The organism is Mycobacterium sp. P7213 (assembly GCF_900604305.1).
In the GTDB taxonomy this organism is placed as follows: Bacteria; Actinomycetota; Actinomycetes; order Mycobacteriales; family Mycobacteriaceae; genus Mycobacterium.
On record NZ_UWOA01000023.1, the window covers coordinates 1 to 16,136 of the forward strand.

The window sequence follows — 16,136 nt, forward strand, 5'->3', positions numbered from 1 at the left end:
CCAACCTTGCGACCCGTCGCGGGCGGCCAGGGCCGCCACCTCCGCGACGAATTCCTCGGCGGGCATCGCCTGACCGCCGAATCGCCTGGGCTGCCGCATCGCACCCATGGATATCTCCTCGCTGACGCAGGCCCAGCACCACAATGAATGCTAACGACGAAGGGCGGTGCGGATGGCCGAGAACGTCTCGGCGGCGGTACGGCCGCTACTGCCGGCGATAGCCGCGGCCGCCGCAACGGTCGACCGGGACGGTGCGGTGGCCTCCGATACCGTCGCGGCCCTGCGCGATGCGGGTGTGTTCGCGCTGCTGCAACCCGAGGACTTCGGCGGGCACCAGTCGGAACCGGAAACCTATCTGACTGTTGCGCAAGCGATCTCGGGGGCCTGCACGTCGACCGGATGGCTGGCCGCAGCGCTGGCGGTCAACTCCTGGCACCTGGCCTTGTTCGACGGTGCGGCCCAGCGCGATGTCTGGGGTGACGATCCGGGCGCGCTGATCTGTTCGGCCTACGCCCCCACCGGCCGCCTGGAGCGGGTGGGCGACGGTTTCCGGCTGTCGGGGCGGTGGAGCCGCTGCGCCGGGGTGCAGCACACCTCCTGGCTGATCGCCGGGGCGCTGGTGGTCGGGGCGGACGGCGCCGCGGAGGACTTCACGGTGGCACTGGTGCCCCGCGAGCACTACACCGTCGAACCGACCTGGAACAGCTTGGGGCTGCGCGGGATCGGCGCACACGACGTGGTGGTGTCCGGTGCTCCGGTACCAGCCCGGCACTGCTTCGGCTGGGTCAGTGACGCACAGCGGGCCACACTTGCACCGCTGTACCGCCTCCCCCAGCCCACGCTGTACACCCACGCCGGCACCGCACCGCTGCTCGGCGCCGCCGCAGCGATGCTCGACGCACACCGCGATCAGATGACCAACCCGCTGGGTGAACTCGCCATGGCCGCTGCGGGACTGGAGGTGTCCACGCTGCAGATCCATCGCAACCTGGCCGATCTCGGCGAATGCGCTCGGGCGGGCACCGTCCCCGACGCCGAGCTGATGCTGCGGGCACGCCGCGACCAGGTGCTGGCATTCGAGCGGGCGATGCAGGCGGTCAAGCGCTGCGTCGAGCAGGCCGGCGCCGCTGCGGATGCCCGGCTGGACCGGGTCTGGCGCGACATGCAGACCGCGCGGCTACACGCCGCCAACGACGTCGAGCGGGTGTTGACCGCGGTGGGACAGTTCGCCTTCGGGCTGCCCGTCGACGACCTCATCCTGTGAGGCGGTCAGACCCAGGCGTCGGCGGAGATGGTGCGCAACACCCGGGACAGCATGCTGTCGGTCTCGGCCTCGCGCTGCTGACCGTCGGCCGGGGTGGAACCGCTCAACTCGTGGGAGATCCGGCCCGCGGCGCGCATGACGAACGGCGCGGTGCGCTGCAGCCGGTGCATCGGGACCGCGCCCGTCAGCGACAAGCCGGCGATCAGACCCTCGCCCGCTCGGATCGGCGCGGCGACACTGGACAGGCCGACCGCCAGTTCCTCGGTGTCGTAGGCCAGCCCGTGCCGGCTGCGGATCCGAGCCAGTTCGCGGTGCAGGGTGGCCCGGTCGCCGATGGTGGCCCGGGTCCGTTTGGGCAGCCGGTCGCCGACGAGCGCATCCACATCCTCGGCCGGCAGTTGCGCCAGCAGCGCCTTGCCCAGCGCGCTCGCGTACGCCGGCGTGCGTCCAGCCACCCGGGTCGGTACCAGTGCGCCGCCGTCGCCGGCGACCTTGTCGAGGTAGACCACATCGGCGCCGAGCAGCACCCCGAGGTGCACCACCAGCCTGGTGTCAGAGTGCAGGCGAGCCAGGGTCGGCGAGGCCACGCCCCGCAGTTCGGCATGCTCGACGATCTGCGACACCGGCAACGGTGAGGAGGCCATGCCGTAGCCGTCGGGCCGATGCCGCACCAGACCGGCCGACTCCAGCTGGGTCAGGATTCGATGCACCGACGATCGCGGCAGCCCGGTGCGGGCCACCACCTGGTCGAGGCGCAGCCGTTTGCCGGGCTCGTCGAACAGGTTGATGATCAGCGCCACCCGCGCCACCATCGACGTCGCGTCCATACGAGGGCATTATCCGCGCGACGTCACTGCCCCATCACGTATTTCACGGTGGGTCCCGCGGTCCAGCCGCCGTCGACGGCGATCTCCGCGCCGGTGATGTAGGCGGCCTCGTCGGACAGCAGGAAGCTGACGGCACCGGTGATCTCCTCGGGCAGGCCGACGCGGCCCATCGGGGTGTTCGGGTAGTGCCCCTCCCCGGGCTGGATGCCGATCTGTGCGGTCATCGGGGTGTAGGTCATGCCGGGGTGCACCGAGTTGACCCGGATCTTCTCGCCGGCCAGTTCGACCGCCGCGATCTTCGACAGGCCGCGCACTCCCCACTTGGACGCGCCGTACCCGGCGGTCAGCGCCAGGCCCATCAGCCCGGCGGCCGACGAGATGTTGACGATCGAGCCGCCACCGGCGACCCGCAGCGGCGCGATGACGGCTTGGATGCCGTTGAACACGCCCACCAGGTTGACCTCCAGCACGCTGCGGAAGTGCGCGACGGGTTCGTGCTCGACGAGTTGCCCGGTCGCCACACCGGCGTTGTTGACCAGCCCGGTCAGCCCGCCGAACTCGGTGACCGCCGACTGCACCGCGGCTTCCCAGTCGGCCGGGTCGGTGACGTCGAGGTGGACATAGCGCCCGGCGTCGCCGAGTTCGGCGGCGAGCCGTGCCCCGTCGTCGTCGAGGAGGTCGCCGACCACCACCCGGCCACCGCCGGCCACGACGTGCTGAGCGAACGCGGCACCCAGGCCGCGTGCACCGCCGGTGATGAGGACGACTTTGCCGGCCAGTCGGGCCGTGTTGGTGAGCATGGCCATAGCTTCAGGGGGCGAGCGCCGCACGTCACAGCCTGTCCCACCCAGCGGGACAGCCGGTGGGTGGGGCCGGTGAGGCTTCCTAGCATCGCCGGTCATGGAGACGAACGTGGATGTGGTGGTGGTCGGGGCGGGCTTCGCCGGCCTCTACGCGCTGCACCGCCTGCGCGGTGACGGGTTGAGCGTGCGGGTGTTCGAGGCCGCCGACGGCGTGGGTGGAGTCTGGTACTGGAACCGCTACCCCGGCGCCCGCTGCGACGTCGAAAGCGTGGACTACTCCTACTCCTTCGACTCCCAGCTGGAGCAGGACTGGGACTGGACCGAGAAGTACGCCACCCAACCGGAGATCCTGCGCTACCTCAATCATGTCGCCGACCGCTTCGACCTGCGACGCGACATCTCGTTCGGGACGCGGGTGATCAGCATGGTCCTCGACGAGGCCACCTTGGCCTGGCAGGTCCGCACCGACACGGGCGAGGTGGTGACCGCCCGGTTCTGCGTGCTCGCGGTCGGGCCGCTGTCCAATGCCAATATCCCGGCGATCGACGGGCTGGAGTCGTTCGCCGGCGAGACCTATCACACGGCGCATTGGCCGCACGGCGGCGTGGACTTCACCGGCAAGCGGGTCGGGGTGATCGGCACCGGTTCCTCGGGCATTCAGGTGATCCCGCCGATCGCCGCGCAGGCGAGCCGCTTGGAGGTGTTTCAGCGCACCGCCAACTACAGCATTCCGGCCGGAAACACGCCGCTGGACGAGGCCACCCGCACGGCGCAGAAGGCCGGCTACCCCGAACGCCGGAGGCTGTCGCGGGCCAGCGGCGGCGGCTCGCCGCATGAGCCGCACCCGCGCTCGGCGCTTGAGCTGAGCGCCGAGGAGCGCGACGCCGCCTACGAGCGCCGCTGGCAACTCGGCGGGGTGCTGTTCTCCAAGACCTTTCCCGATCAGCTGGTCACCCTGGCGGCCAACGACACGGCACGCCTGTTCTGGGAGAACAAGATTCGCGCGATCGTCGATGACCCGGAGACCGCCGAACTGCTGATCCCCAAGGACCATCCGATCGGCGCCAAGCGAATCTGCACCGACGACAACTACTTTGCGACCTTCAACCGCGACCACGTGCATCTGGTGAACCTGCGTGCCACCCCGATCGAGCGGATCGACGAACGCGGCATCTGCACCACCGAGGCGCACCACGATCTCGATGTCCTGGTCTTCGCGACCGGCTTCGACGCCATGACCGGGTCGGTCGCCAAGATCGACATCGTCGGGCGCGGCGGAGTGACTCTCAACGACGCCTGGGCCGGTGGGCCACTCACCTACCTGGGGTTGAGCGTCCCGGGATTCCCGAACCTGTTCAACATGACCGGCCCGGGCAGTCCGTCGGTGCTGGCCAACATGGTGTTGCACTCCGAGCTGCATGTCGACTGGGTTGCCGAGGCGATCGCCTACCTGGACGCGCACGGCGCGGCCGCCTTGGAGGCCCGCCCCGACGCGGCCGCCGACTGGGGCGCCGAGTGCGCGCAGCGGGCAGCAGAAACCCTGATGACGCAGGCGAATTCATGGTATCTGGGCGCCAACATCGCCGGTCGGCCGCGCGTTTTCATGCCGTTCGTCGGCGGCTTCGGCACCTACGGCGCGATCATCGCCGACGTGGCCGCCGCGGGCTACAAGGGCTTCGACATAGTCGGAACCAGGTAGCCGGACCACCCCTCGAGCGTCACGGCCAGAGCTTCCCCCGACACCACTCCGCGGCAGCGGCCGCAGCGAGGTCGACGGTGCGCGAGTGCATCCCGTTCCACCAGTGCAGCTCGACGTCCGTGCCGCGTGCGCGGTGCGACCGGGCCAGGCCGCGGGTGAGCCAGAAGGGCGCCACCTCATCGAACCGGCCGGCATCGACGCGCAGCGGAACGCCGGCGGGCAGACGCAGGTCGGCCACCTCGTCGGCGCGGAACGAGTCGAGCAGGTGCCGGCGCACCTCGGTGCCCCGCGGCCCCAGCAGGGCGCGGGGCGCGAGCCCGCCGAAGGAGTCCCGTTCGCACAGCTCGTTCAGGCTGCGCTCGCCCAGGTGCGGCCACAGGGCCAGCGCCTCGCGGCTCAGCCCGCCGCTGTCCAACAGCGTCCGCAACGGCTCCGTCGTCGTCGCCGCGCCGTCGATCATCAGGGCGATCAGCGCCGTCACCACCTGGAATCCGGGCAGCACGACCGGCAGTCGCAGGGCCGCCCCGATCGTCTGGCCCATCCGGGTCACGGGCGTGAAGGCCACCACGGCGCGCAGGTCGAACCCCTCGACGGGTCCGCCGGCGACGGCGTGCAACGCGGCGAGCGACCCCTCGGAGTGGCCGGCGCTGATCCACCGACCGTCCAGCGGCCATCGCTCGCGGGACCACATCAGCAGGTCACGCACGCTGCGCCCGAGGGAGGCGCCGCGCAGGTACGGGTGCGGGCCCGGGCTGCCCAGGCCCTCGTAGTCCGGTTGCAGGACCACCGCGCCGGCGGCGGCCAGCCGCGAGACAAACGCATCACCCTGGTGGATGCGGCGCGACTCGGGATGGCCCGTCGTGGCCAGGCTCGGCGCGGCCCGGTCCGAACCACCGGTCGTCATGTGGCCGTACGTCACGACCGGCCAGCCGGATGCCGGCGGCGGGCCGTCCGGCAACCACACCAGTCCGGTCTGCGTCATCGGTTCGCCATCGATCGACGTCGACCCGAACTCCACCGGGTCGACGATCACCAGCGGCCCCGCGGGAGGAGGCGACGTAGGCGCCGCGGGACGAAGCCGATCCGGCCCGCCGGCCGGTGGTCGGCGGCGTCGATGAGGTCGACGAACGCCCGGCCCACGGCCTCGAGTTGGTCGACGTCCACCTGCTCGATGGTGTCGGCATCGTCGTAGAGGTACAAAGGGCCCGAGACCAGACTGATGGTGGGCACGCCCGCCGCGAGCGTGAACGAGGCGTCGGTGGGGATGCCGCCGACGAGGAACTCCGGGACCGTCGCGTTCAGCACCGAGGTCGAGTGCAGCCCGCGGCGGCGGATCGTGCGAACCAACCGCCACTTCAACGCGGGAGCGACGTTCTCGAAGAAGGCGCGTGGCTCGGTGTCGCGCAGCGTCTCGAACCCGCCGTCAGGGCCGACGCGAGACCGCAGGCCGACGTGCTCGACCGTGAGATTCAGCGCCAGCGGGAACGGGCTCTGCGGGTCCAGGGCGTACTGGCGGGCGAAGCGTCGGTGGGCCTGGTAGCCGGTGAAGTGGGTGTCGAAGGTGACGAACATGAGGGTCTTCTCGCGGGGGCCGGCCAGGCGGGCGCGAGCGACCTCCTCCTCGGCAATGGCGATGACCTCGGCGGTGCCGCTGGCGTCCTCGACGGCGCCGGGACCGACCGAGTCGTGGTGGGACTGCACCATGATCGTCTCGGCGGAGCGGCCCCTCAGGACGCCGACGACCGTCGACGATCGGACGCGTTCGCGGGTCGAGTCGAGGGTGAGGGTCGCGCGCGGGTCCTCGCGCAACAGGGTGCGCAGGCGCGCGCCGCCGGCACGGGTGACCCAGACACCCGGCAGTTCCATGAGCGCGCGTCGGTAGTACTCGTTGTGGTAGGCCAGGGACTCCGGGTACTCGGCCAGCACACCGATCACGCCGACGGCACCAGCTGCCGTCGCCTCCGTCATGACCCGGGTCAGCGTCGTCACGTAGGGGTTGCGCGAGGTGAGCACCTCGCGGCGCAGCATCCGCCGACCGGGGTCGTGGACGTACTCGGTCAGCGGCAGCAGGCTGGCCTGGCTCATGGTGAACCGCAGGTCGAACAGCACGAGGCGTCCCCGCACGTCGTGGCGTGCGACCCGGCCGGAGCGTGCGTCGACGACCTGGGCGGTGAGCCCATCGGGTCCGGTCGACCACGCCCCCACGGCGTCGTGGGCCGGCAACTGGCAGTGCAGCACGGGTGCGGCGGGCACCTCCTGGTGACCGACCCGCACACCCACGCGTGATGCCTGCCACCGGAATGCCTCGTCCGGCTCGATCCAGACTTCGTCGAGGCCGGCGGCGGTCAGCCGGTCCCGCACGTACTCGGCCGCCGCGACGCCGCCCGGGGTGCCGGTGGCGCGGGGGGCGAGGTCGACGAGGTCGGCGATGGTGGCGACGAGTTCGTCGGTGCGGATCACGTTGCGACCTTAAATTGATCCAACGCTTTTCCCTGCAACTATGCGCCTTTCTGACAGGCAAATGATCACTAGTACAGGATTCCGCTATTCTCAGGCTGGTGAATGGGCCCTTGCCTGCGGCGTGGCAGCCCCCCGACCCCCTGGCCGAGATCGACCTCGCCCTCGTTCACGCCCTCCAGGTGTGGCCGCGGGCTCCCTGGCGTGCGATCGGGGCGGCCCTCGGCGTCGACCCCGCGACCGCAGCGCGCCGATGGCAACGACTCGTCGACGACCGACTCGCGTGGCTCGTCGTCCGGCCGAGCGCGCAGCAGTTGGCCCCCGATCGCGACGCGACGCTGGTCCGCCTGGCGTGCCGCCCGGGCTCAGCGGCGGCGGTGGCGACCGGGATCGCCGAACGCGAGGACGTCCTGGCCGTCGACGTGCTGGCGGGAGCCGACGCCGTCGCCGCGATCGTGCTCGGCCGTGGCCTTGCTCCGCTGCACGACGAGGTCGAACGGCTTAGCGCCGCACATCACGACGTGACGACGACGCGCGTGGCCTTCCTCAGCGCCGTGCACCACGAGGACGCCCAATGGCGGCTTCGGGTGCTGTCCCCAGGCCAGCAGGCCCGCCTCGCGCGCCCCCAGACGGACACGGCCGACCGCGGGCGGCCACCACGTCCCGAGGTCGTCGCCGACCTGACCGCCGCCCTCGCCGAAGATGCCCGGATGAGTCTGGCTGACCTCGGCGGACGCCTGGGCACCTCCGAAGTCACCGCCCGGCGACTGCTCGACCGGGCGCTGCGGACCCATTCGATCCGGTTGGGCTGTGACGTCGTGGCGCCGGCGGTGGGCGCGGGACGGGCCGTTCTGCTCGAGGTCGAGGTCGACGATCCGCACGCCGCCGGGCGGGCGATCGCCGCACTGTCGCCCGTGCTGCGCTGTGCCACGGTCGTCGGTCCGGCGAACCTCGTGCTGGTGGCGCGATTCGTATCGCTGGCCAACCTGGCGGGGTTCGAGTCCGCGGCGGCCGCCGTGGCTCCCGGCTGGCGGGTCCGCGACCGCGCCACCATCACCCACGCGGTGAAGCGTCAGGGTCGGCTACTCGATCCGGACGGCCGAGTGCGCAGCGACTGACCTTCACCTGACGCGTCTTGGCAAACGACCTCATCCGCAACAGGTAACGCACGACACGCCGTACCGGCACGGCGGTCGGCCAGTCGTCGGCACGGAAGTAGGCGTCCGTGCCACCGTCGACGAAGATCACGCTGCCGCACAGGAACTCCGCGGCGTCCGAGAGCATGAACAGCATCCAGTCGGCCAGTTGGCCTGGGTCGCCGAAACCTCCCACCGGCACCGGGAAGCTGCGGACGGCTTTCTCCTGCCCCGGGGTGGCGAGCTGCTTTTCCAGCAGCGGCGTCATGATCGCACCCGGCGCCAGCGCGTTGAGCCGGATACCCGCGCCCGCCCACGACGGCTCGACCGCATGCCGGCGCACCCAGCGCGACACCGCGATCTTGGAAGCCGCATACGCGAGTGAAGGCGCACCCGGTCCGAACAGGCCCAGCCGCCGCGCCGCCTTGGCCGCCTTGCCGGCCAGCAAGGCCCGCACCGCGGACCGCGGCACCGCCGGGACCGTGGTGGTCGAATTGCTGGCAATGACCACGACTTTGGCGCGCTCAGCGGCCGCGAGCGCCGGGCGCCACGCCTGAAGCAGGTCGACCACCCCAAAGTAGTTGATCTGCAGGATCAGCCGCGTCGCCTGCGGGGTGGGTCCGATGCCCGCCGCCAGCACCGCACCGTCCAGCCGGCCCCCGCCTAACGCCAGTACCTGCTCGGCTGCCGTGGATCGTCCGGTTGGGCTGGACAGGTCCGCAACGACTTCGGCGTCGCGCAGGTCGACCCCGATGACGGTGTGGCCGGCCGCCCGCAGTTTCTCCGCCGCCTGCCGGCCCATGCCCGACGCCGACCCGGTCACCGCATAGACGCCCACTAGGAGCCGACCACTCCGCGGAGCCCGTCGGCCCCGAACGCCGGCTCCAGCATGGACGAGAAGTCCGGGCCGCGGCGCAGCATCTGCCCGCCGTCGACGTTGATGACCTGACCGGTGATGTAACCGGCCGCGTCACTGAGCAGGAACAGCGCCAGGTTGGCGACGTCCTCGACCTCGCCGGGCCGCGGAAGCGGCGTCGAGACGCGGTAGTCCTCGCTCAGCTCGGGCGAGTCCAGGATCGGGGCGACCAGCTCGGTGCGGGTCAGGCCCGGGCGGATGCTGTTCACCCGCACCCAGGAGGCGCCCAGCTCGTCGGCGGCCAGCTGCATCATGTGGTCCAGCGCCGATTTGGTCGGGCCGTAGGCACCGAACCAGCGGTGGGTGTTGCTGGCCGCGATCGAGGAGATCCCGACGAACGAGCCCCCGCCGCCGCGCACCAGCGCCCGGCCGGCGTGCTTGAGAACGTACATGGTGCCGTTGACGTTGAGGTCGACGGTGCGCCGCCACAACTCCGAGTCGATCTGGGTGATCGGCCCGATGGTCTGCGAACCACCGGCGCAGTGCACCACGCCGTGCAACCGGCCGTGCTTGTCCACCGCGGCGTCGACGGCGGCGATCACGCTGTCCTCGTCGGTGACGTCGGTCGGCAGGTGACGGACCGTGCCGCCGAGCTCGGCGGCCACCTTCGCCAATCGATCGGCGTCTCGCCCGACGATGAGGACGTCGGCCCCGGCGGCAGCCAGCCCGGCGGCCACCGCCTTGCCGATGCCACTGCCACCGCCGGTGACCAGGTAGCTGCGGTCTTCAAAGGAAAGCTGCACACCGACCCCTCACATCGAAACTGAAACAGGTTCTACCTATGGAACCATGGCGCCCTCATCGCCCAACGTGCATTCAGCACGAAATTCGGGCCAAATTCCCGGGCCGAGTACACGTTCGGCGAAAGAGGGACGACCGAACAAGGCCGTTGGGCAAGGCGCCTAAGTCAGGGTTGGTCGCGGCGGGCCACGGCGGTGGGCCCGGCAGTACGCCAGTCCTCGACATCCGGCGGCAACCCCAACGGCGCCCGGTTTTCATTGTGAGCCGCCCAATGGGCGTGACCCAGTTGATGAATGTGGAAGCCGTGCCGCAGCGCCTCGGTGAAGCCCATCGCGTCGGCGGCGCCGTTCACCGAGTCCTTGATCAGCAGCGCGGCCATGGTCGGCAGCTTCGCGATGCGCCGGGCGAATTCCAGCGTCTGGTCCGCCAGCTCATCGGTCGGGAACACCTTCGACACCATGCCCAGCCGGTAGGCCTCGTCGGCGTCCAGCGAGTCCCCGGTGAGCAGCAGCTCCTTGGCCTTGCGGGGGCCGAATTCCCAAGGGTGGGCGTAGTACTCCACACCCGGCATGCCCAGCCGCACCCCGACCACGTCGGAGAACCGGGCGTTGTCGGCGGCCACGATCAGGTCGCAGGCCCAGATCAACATCAGGCCGGCCGAGATGGCGTTGCCCTGCACCTGCGCGATGGTGATCTTGCGCAGGTCCCGCCACCGGCAGGTGTTCTGGAAGAAGAAGTGCCACTCCTGCAGATACGTCTTCTCCACGATCGGCTCCCGGGTGGCGCCATGGGATCGGAACGTCGGGTGCTGCGCCGGTCCGGGGCGCCGCTCGAGCAAGGTGGCCTCGGACCCCAGGTCGTGGCCGGCCGAGAAGTTCTTGCCCCGCGCAGCCAGAATCACCACCCGGACGGTGTCATCGGCTTCGGCGCGGCCGAATGCCTCGTCGAGCTGCACCAGCAGGGTGCGATTCTGCGCGTTGTGCACGTCGGGGCGGTTCAGCCAGATCCGGGCGATGCGCCCGTTGTCGAGCGTTTCGTAGTCGACCAGGCGATCCGACGTGTCGCCGGCCTGATCCGATGCGGTGTCCGATGTGACCATTGCCTCCGCCCTCGTCGTATTCGCATCACAGGCTACGGCGGCAGGCCTGAGCTGCCCGAGCCAGGTGTGACACAGCGCGCACTTCGCTAGAGTCAAGTCATGCCTGCTAAATCCGAACCCGCCGACATCGAGGACGTGGAACCCCTGGCCGACAGCACCGCGCGCCAGGCCCGGCGAGTGGTTGCCGCCTACGCCGAGGACGCCGACGAGTGTCGGGTGTTCCTGTCCATGCTGGGAATCGGGCCCGCAACACCCGACAAGAACGGGGCGTAAATGCCGGAGGCCGGCGGTTCAGCGAGGCTCGACGAAGGAGAGCCGAAACTGGGACCGTCGCATGGGCCCGGGGGCCCGCCGGCTCCACCGGGCGAGTCCGATTTCGTCGTGGTGGCCAACCGGCTGCCGATCGACATCGAGGTACTCCCGGACGGCACGACGGCGTGGAAGCGCAGCCCCGGCGGATTGGTCACCGCGCTAGAGCCCCTGCTGCGTAAGCGCCGGGGCGCCTGGGTCGGCTGGCCCGGCAGCCAGGATGCGCCCGAAGGGCCGATCGACGTCGAAGACCTGCGGCTGCATCCGGTTCCGCTGGACGCCACCGATATCGCCGAGTACTACGAAGGCTTCTCCAACGCCACCCTGTGGCCGCTGTATCACGACGTGATCGTCAAACCGATCTACCACCGGCAGTGGTGGGACCGCTACGTCGACGTCAACCGCCGCTTCGCCGAGGCCGCGTCGCGAGCCGCCGCGCCGGGCGCCACGGTCTGGGTCCAGGACTATCAGCTGCAGCTGGTACCCAAGATGCTGCGGGATCTGCGGCCCGACCTGACCATCGGCTTTTTTCTGCACATCCCGTTCCCGCCGGTGGAGCTGTTCATGCAGCTGCCATGGCGCGCCGAGATCGTCGACGGCCTGCTCGGCGCCGACCTGGTCGGCTTTCACCTGGCCGGTGGCGCCCAGAACTTCTTGTTCTTGGCCCGCCATCTGGCCGGCGCCGTCACCTCGCGGGGTTCGGTGGGGGTGCGCAGCCGGTTCGGCGAGGTGCGGCTGACCGAGCGCACGGTACGCGTCGGGGCCTTCCCCATCTCGATCGACTCCGGCGAACTCGACCGCAAGGCGCGGGAACGCGGGATCCGGCGGCGCGCCAAGGAGATTCGGGCCGAACTGGGCCATCCTCGCAAGGTTCTGCTCGGCGTGGACCGCCTGGACTACACCAAGGGCATCGACGTCCGGCTCAAGGCGTTCAACGAACTGCTGGCCGAGGGACGTGCCAAGCGGGACGACACCGTGCTGGTGCAACTGGCGACCCCGAGCCGGGAACGGGTGGAGAGCTACCAAATCCTGCGCGACGACATCGAACGCCAAGTCGGCCATATCAACGGCGAGTACAGCGAGGTCGGCCATCCGGTGGTGCACTATCTGCACCGCCCGGTCCCGCGCGACGAGCTGATCGCATTCTTCGTGGCCAGCGACGTCATGCTGGTCACCCCGTTGCGCGACGGGATGAATCTGGTCGCCAAGGAATACGTGGCGTGCCGCAGTGACTTGGGCGGCGCCCTGGTCCTCAGCGAATTCACCGGCGCCGCAGCGGAATTGCGTCAAGCTTACCTGGTCAACCCACACGACCTCGAGTGCGTGAAGGACGTCATCGAGGCTGCGATCAACCAGACCCCGGAGGAAGGGCGCCGACGGATGCGGGCCCTGCGCCGTCAGGTGCTGGCCCACGACGTGGACCGCTGGGCCCGGTCCTTCCTCGGCGCGCTAGCCGACTCCGCGGAGTAGTAACTCAGCTACACAGGTGGACCGGGTTGTCCTGACAGGTCAGCGGGTAGTGGATGACCGGGTACGGCAGTGGCGACACGAACGTCAGCGTGAACGCGCGCTTCTCCAACCCGGGCTGCAGACCACACACCGCATTGTGCGCGGTGGTGTAGGTACCGCGGAGGGAGACGTCGAACTGGTACATCTCGTCGCTGCCGGCGGTGCTGCCGTCGGAGCACCGGGTGCCCGCCAGTAGCGGCGTCTTGTAGGTCCACTGGCCGTTGGCCAGCCGGTAGGCCCCGGCTTGTCCGGGCGGGCCGTTGCTCTCGACCTGCAGCTTGCAACCCACTGCCAAGTGCAGTGGCACCCGGCCATCGCCGACGGTGGGGACGCACAGCGGATAGATCTTCCAGGTCGCGGTCTTGGCACCGTCGTTGTAGGTGTAGATGCCCTCCAGCGTGCCTTCCGGAATCGCATCGTCGTCGGCGCCGGCCTGGACTGCCAGCCCGGTGGCCGCCGTCATCGCCGCAGCCAAGGCGACCAGACCACGAACGAGTTTCCCCATGGCGCTCATCCTTTCAGCTAGATCGGCACGATATTGCTGATCAGCCACTTGCGGTCGATCTTGCGGAAGTCGACCCGCAGCCGGCTGCCCTCGTAGTACTTCTCCTTGGACTTGCCCGTCACGGTGCGGTTGACGAACACCAGTACCGATCCCGAGGTCCGGCGCGCAGCCATGGCGCCGACGCCGACGACGTCGACCTGGTTCACCAACTGCTTCTCGCGGGCCTGCGGGATGATCTCGTTCACGGCACGAGCCTCGAATTCGCGGCGGTAATCCCCGGTGAACATCGGGTAGGTCTCGGTCAGGCTGCGCTCCACGGTCTTGTACTCATAACCGAGCACCTTCGGGATCTCGTCGGCGGTCAGCCTGACCAACTCCGAGCGCGCCGCCTGCTCTCCGCGCGTCTCGACTCTGCTCCAATACAGCGATCCCGCCGCGGCACCGAAACCCACGAACGCCGCGAGTACCCCGGCCAGGACCGCGAGCCATATCCACCGGCGCGTCATCGGCTGCCGTCCGGCCACTTGAGGTCGTAGGCCGTCATGTTGCCCGCGTCGTCTTCGTGCACGATCACCCGCAACGCGTAGGGCTGCGACGGCTTGTTGACGCCATCGACATCGGTGGCGGTAGCCCGCATCGCCACCAACACCGAAGCGTTCGCCGCGACATCGTCGACTCCTTCGAGAGCCGCGGCGTTGATGACGGCTTCCGAGCTGTGCTTGGTCTCGCGCAGCAACGCTTTGAGGTTCTCGGCGTTGGCGGCCATGGTGTCGCGCAGCGGGCCGCTGGTGCCCGCCACGAACAGGTCCACCTGATCACTGATGGTGTCGGGCGTATAGGTGTACATGTTCAGCACGGTCTGGACCGCGGTGTCGATGAATCGCTGGTCGCGCTGCTGCGCCGCGTCGGCATGCCGGTGTTGCACCCCGAGCGTGGCGACCAGCCCACCCAGCAGGACCGACGCCGCCAGTCCGACCGCACCCGCCAGCCGCGCGGTCTTGCGGGCGTTGGGCCGCCGCCGTGCGGGCGGTCCGGCCGGCCGGACCGCCCGCACGGCGGCGCGGCTCGGTGCCGGAATACGTACGGCGCTCGGCGTCGTTTCGCCGGCATCACCCGCTGGTCCCGCAGCCCGCGAGGCCCGGCGCCGGACCTTCGCGTCGTCGGGTCCGCTCACGTCTGCCTCGGCGCAAGCATCAGATCAGCCCAGTTCTCCGCGGGCAGCCACTTGTCCGAGCCGGAGACGAACACTCCGCTGTTGCCGGCCGGATCCACGAACTTTCCGGACCGGTCGTAGGTGCTGTACGCGACACCGTTTGCCTCGGCGGGCAACGGTCCCGGAGCGGGCGCGGGCGACGGTCCCGGCGCGGGGTCGCGGCCATAGGCGGGCAGGCCGCCGTTGCCCCCCGGGCTGGTCGGCATGTTCTGATCCGGCGGCGCGTAGTAAGGCCACGGCGCCGGCGGGTTGGGTCCGAGCTGATTCGGCGGGTACGGCAGCGGGAACGGCGGGTTGGGAGCCGGGCCGGGGCCCGCGGGCACGCCCGGCGGCAGCGCAACGACCGGCGGTCCCGGGTCGTAGTCCGCCGACGGCGGGATGTAGGGGAACTTGTTCATCGGCGTCAGCATCCGCGGATCGGTGATCGGAGTGTCATACGGGACGGGCGGCCCGCGCCACGCGTTGCTGCCGATCGGGACGAAGCCCCGCGGGTCGCGGCAGAGCTGGATGGTGGGCGCCCGCTTGCCGGGATATTCCATGCAGGGGTAGTTGCGGGCACCACGGACCGCGGTCGGATCGTTCTGCGCGGCCTTGCAGTACAGGTCCTTGGGCAGTTCCCGGACGGTTTCGTCGGCCGGTGTGCGCATTTCGGTGAACGGCAGGAAGCCGACCGTGCATGGCGGCGGGTCGTGCATGTCGATCTTGAAGTCCAGCTTCACGCCTTCATCCATCGGCACGCCGCCGGCGACGGTGATCAGTGCCGCCATCAGCGCGGGGAACACCACCAACGCCTGCTCAATGGAGTTACGGTATATGACCCCGACCCGACCGAAGTTGGCGATGCTGGCCGCCAGCGTGGGGAAGGACGCGCGGATTCCGTCAAAAGTGGTGTTGGCCTCGTCGGCGACGCTGGGCAGGGTCTGCAGCACCTCGCGGAGCTGCGGGTCGGCCTTGTGCACCTCGGTGGTGACCGCCGCCAGCGACCGTGCCAGTTTCCTGATGTCGTCACCGCTGCGGATCTGGGCGTCCAAGAAGGGCTCGACTTGGTCGACCAATGCCGAGGTCGCGTCGAAATTGGCGTTGGCCTCGTCGACCAGCTGCCGCGACGAGGCGATCATTCGCGCCAGCTCCTGCCCGGAGCCGTTGAACCCCTCGAACGCGCTGCGCAGCAGATCGCGAAGACGGCTGTTGGCGACGCTGTTGACCAGCGACTGCGCCTGGTCGAGCAGTCCGGCGATGTCCTGACCAATAGCGGTGCGGTCCTGGCCGATGCGCGCGCCGTTGCGCAACGCGCCTGCGGCCGCATCCCCGGCGGGTGGCACGAGGTCGATGTACTGCTCACCGATCGCGGACATGCTCTTGACGGTGGCGGTGACGTTCCCGGGGATCTTGGTACTGCTGTTGAGCCGCATTGCGGCGTCGACGCCGTGGTCGCTGAGTTGAACAGATTCCACCCGGCCCACCGTCACGCCGCGGTAAGTGACATTGGCGCTCTGGTAGATACCGCCGCCACCGATGAAGTCGGCGGTCACCTTGTAGGTGCCGATACCGATCCGGCTCGGCGCGTGCAGGTAGAGGATCGAGATGGCACCGACGGCCAGCACGGTGACCACGGCGAAGATCCCGAGTTGGATTCGAACGAGGCGGGTCAGCATCGC

General features: G+C 69.8%; 16 protein-coding genes. 5 read left to right on the plus strand and 11 right to left on the minus strand.

The genetic code is table 11. From position 1 onward, the window contains the following. Positions 1-172: 172 nt before the first annotated feature. Complete coding sequence (locus tag EJK91_RS10685) at positions 173-1,264, plus strand: acyl-CoA dehydrogenase family protein (protein WP_125078919.1); 1,092 nt, start codon at positions 173-175, stop codon at positions 1,262-1,264. 5 nt (positions 1,265-1,269) lie between these two features. On the opposite strand, the gene EJK91_RS10690 is transcribed toward EJK91_RS10685, so the two are convergent. Together EJK91_RS10690 and EJK91_RS10695 are read right to left on the minus strand one after the other, a co-directional pair. Next, positions 1,270-2,091, minus strand: coding sequence for an IclR family transcriptional regulator (locus EJK91_RS10690; RefSeq protein ID WP_047320543.1), 822 nt, complete (start codon positions 2,089-2,091; stop codon positions 1,270-1,272). A gap of 23 nt (positions 2,092-2,114) precedes the next feature. Further along, on the minus strand, positions 2,115-2,891 hold the full coding sequence (locus tag EJK91_RS10695; RefSeq protein WP_047320614.1) for an SDR family oxidoreductase: 777 nt from the start codon (positions 2,889-2,891) through the stop codon (positions 2,115-2,117). 100 nt (positions 2,892-2,991) lie between these two features. Here EJK91_RS10695 and EJK91_RS10700 point away from each other — a divergent pair, with 100 nt between their 5' ends. Beyond that, entirely contained in the window at positions 2,992-4,593 is a 1,602-nt protein-coding gene (locus tag EJK91_RS10700) for a flavin-containing monooxygenase (RefSeq protein ID WP_125078920.1), read from the plus strand. A 19-nt stretch (positions 4,594-4,612) separates the two neighbouring features. Here EJK91_RS10700 and EJK91_RS10705 read toward each other — a convergent pair whose 3' ends face one another. Both EJK91_RS10705 and EJK91_RS10710 read right to left on the minus strand, forming a co-directional pair. Then, on the minus strand, positions 4,613-5,626 hold the full coding sequence (locus EJK91_RS10705) for a lipase (RefSeq protein WP_125078921.1): 1,014 nt from the start codon (positions 5,624-5,626) through the stop codon (positions 4,613-4,615). Then, a complete protein-coding gene (locus EJK91_RS10710) occupies positions 5,623-7,053 on the minus strand; it encodes a M28 family peptidase (RefSeq protein ID WP_125078922.1) in 1,431 nt (476 codons plus the stop codon). The genes EJK91_RS10705 and EJK91_RS10710 overlap by 4 nt, the downstream gene beginning before the upstream one ends. Positions 7,054-7,151: 98 nt before the next feature. Here EJK91_RS10710 and EJK91_RS10715 point away from each other — a divergent pair, with 98 nt between their 5' ends. Further along, positions 7,152-8,168, plus strand: a complete 1,017-nt coding sequence (locus EJK91_RS10715; protein ID WP_082134183.1) for an Lrp/AsnC family transcriptional regulator — start codon at positions 7,152-7,154, stop codon at positions 8,166-8,168. Here the strand turns inward: EJK91_RS10715 and EJK91_RS10720 are convergent. The 3 genes from EJK91_RS10720 to EJK91_RS10730 form a co-directional block, all read right to left on the minus strand. Then, positions 8,104-9,024, minus strand: a complete 921-nt coding sequence (locus EJK91_RS10720) for an SDR family oxidoreductase (protein WP_082134184.1) — start codon at positions 9,022-9,024, stop codon at positions 8,104-8,106. The genes EJK91_RS10715 and EJK91_RS10720 overlap by 65 nt on opposite strands. Next, a complete protein-coding gene (locus EJK91_RS10725; protein WP_047320546.1) occupies positions 9,024-9,845 on the minus strand; it encodes an SDR family oxidoreductase in 822 nt (273 codons plus the stop codon). The genes EJK91_RS10720 and EJK91_RS10725 overlap by 1 nt, the downstream gene beginning before the upstream one ends. Before the next feature lie 164 nt (positions 9,846-10,009). Continuing rightward, entirely contained in the window at positions 10,010-10,942 is a 933-nt protein-coding gene (locus EJK91_RS10730; protein ID WP_047320547.1) for an enoyl-CoA hydratase, read from the minus strand. A 99-nt stretch (positions 10,943-11,041) separates the two neighbouring features. On the opposite strand from EJK91_RS10730, the gene EJK91_RS21765 reads away from it, so the two are divergent. Further along, positions 11,042-11,215, plus strand: coding sequence for a hypothetical protein (locus tag EJK91_RS21765; protein WP_164517933.1), 174 nt, complete (start codon positions 11,042-11,044; stop codon positions 11,213-11,215). After that, positions 11,216-12,721 (plus strand): alpha,alpha-trehalose-phosphate synthase (UDP-forming), encoded by a 1,506-nt coding sequence (locus tag EJK91_RS10735; RefSeq protein WP_230987250.1) that lies wholly within the window; start codon positions 11,216-11,218, stop codon positions 12,719-12,721. Positions 12,722-12,725: 4 nt separating this feature from the next. Here the strand turns inward: EJK91_RS10735 and EJK91_RS10740 are convergent, their stop codons facing one another. The 4 genes from EJK91_RS10740 to EJK91_RS10755 are packed head-to-tail and all read right to left on the minus strand — an operon-like array spanning position 12,726 to position 16,133. Then, positions 12,726-13,265: a hypothetical protein gene (locus EJK91_RS10740; RefSeq protein WP_047320618.1), complete on the minus strand. Its 540-nt coding sequence runs from the start codon at positions 13,263-13,265 to the stop codon at positions 12,726-12,728. A 17-nt stretch (positions 13,266-13,282) separates the two neighbouring features. Beyond that, the gene (locus EJK91_RS10745; protein WP_047320619.1) at positions 13,283-13,771 is read right to left on the minus strand and encodes a hypothetical protein; all 489 of its coding nucleotides are present in this window, start codon (positions 13,769-13,771) and stop codon (positions 13,283-13,285) included. Further along, on the minus strand, positions 13,768-14,439 hold the full coding sequence (locus EJK91_RS10750) for a hypothetical protein (protein WP_047320549.1): 672 nt from the start codon (positions 14,437-14,439) through the stop codon (positions 13,768-13,770). The genes EJK91_RS10745 and EJK91_RS10750 overlap by 4 nt, the downstream gene beginning before the upstream one ends. Beyond that, on the minus strand, positions 14,436-16,133 hold the full coding sequence (locus tag EJK91_RS10755) for an MCE family protein (protein ID WP_047320550.1): 1,698 nt from the start codon (positions 16,131-16,133) through the stop codon (positions 14,436-14,438). Before EJK91_RS10755 ends, EJK91_RS10750 begins: the two co-directional genes overlap by 4 nt. Between the last annotated feature and the right edge of the window lie 3 nt (positions 16,134-16,136).

Excerpts from the sequence above, each read along its gene's own strand:
- EJK91_RS10740 (WP_047320618.1), bottom strand. The coding sequence starts at position 13,265 with ATGGGGAAACTCGTTCGTGGTCTGGTCGCCTTGGCTGCGGCGATGACG.
- EJK91_RS21765 (WP_164517933.1), top strand. The coding sequence starts at position 11,042 with ATGCCTGCTAAATCCGAACCCGCCGACATCGAGGACGTGGAACCCCTG.
- EJK91_RS10745 (WP_047320619.1), bottom strand. The coding sequence starts at position 13,771 with ATGACGCGCCGGTGGATATGGCTCGCGGTCCTGGCCGGGGTACTCGCG.
- EJK91_RS10735 (WP_230987250.1), top strand. The coding sequence starts at position 11,216 with ATGCCGGAGGCCGGCGGTTCAGCGAGGCTCGACGAAGGAGAGCCGAAA.
- EJK91_RS10695 (WP_047320614.1), bottom strand. The coding sequence starts at position 2,891 with ATGCTCACCAACACGGCCCGACTGGCCGGCAAAGTCGTCCTCATCACC.
- EJK91_RS10755 (WP_047320550.1), bottom strand. The coding sequence starts at position 16,133 with ATGCTGACCCGCCTCGTTCGAATCCAACTCGGGATCTTCGCCGTGGTC.
- EJK91_RS10690 (WP_047320543.1), bottom strand. The coding sequence starts at position 2,091 with ATGGACGCGACGTCGATGGTGGCGCGGGTGGCGCTGATCATCAACCTG.
- EJK91_RS10730 (WP_047320547.1), bottom strand. The coding sequence starts at position 10,942 with ATGGTCACATCGGACACCGCATCGGATCAGGCCGGCGACACGTCGGAT.
- EJK91_RS10685 (WP_125078919.1), top strand. The coding sequence starts at position 173 with ATGGCCGAGAACGTCTCGGCGGCGGTACGGCCGCTACTGCCGGCGATA.
- EJK91_RS10700 (WP_125078920.1), top strand. The coding sequence starts at position 2,992 with ATGGAGACGAACGTGGATGTGGTGGTGGTCGGGGCGGGCTTCGCCGGC.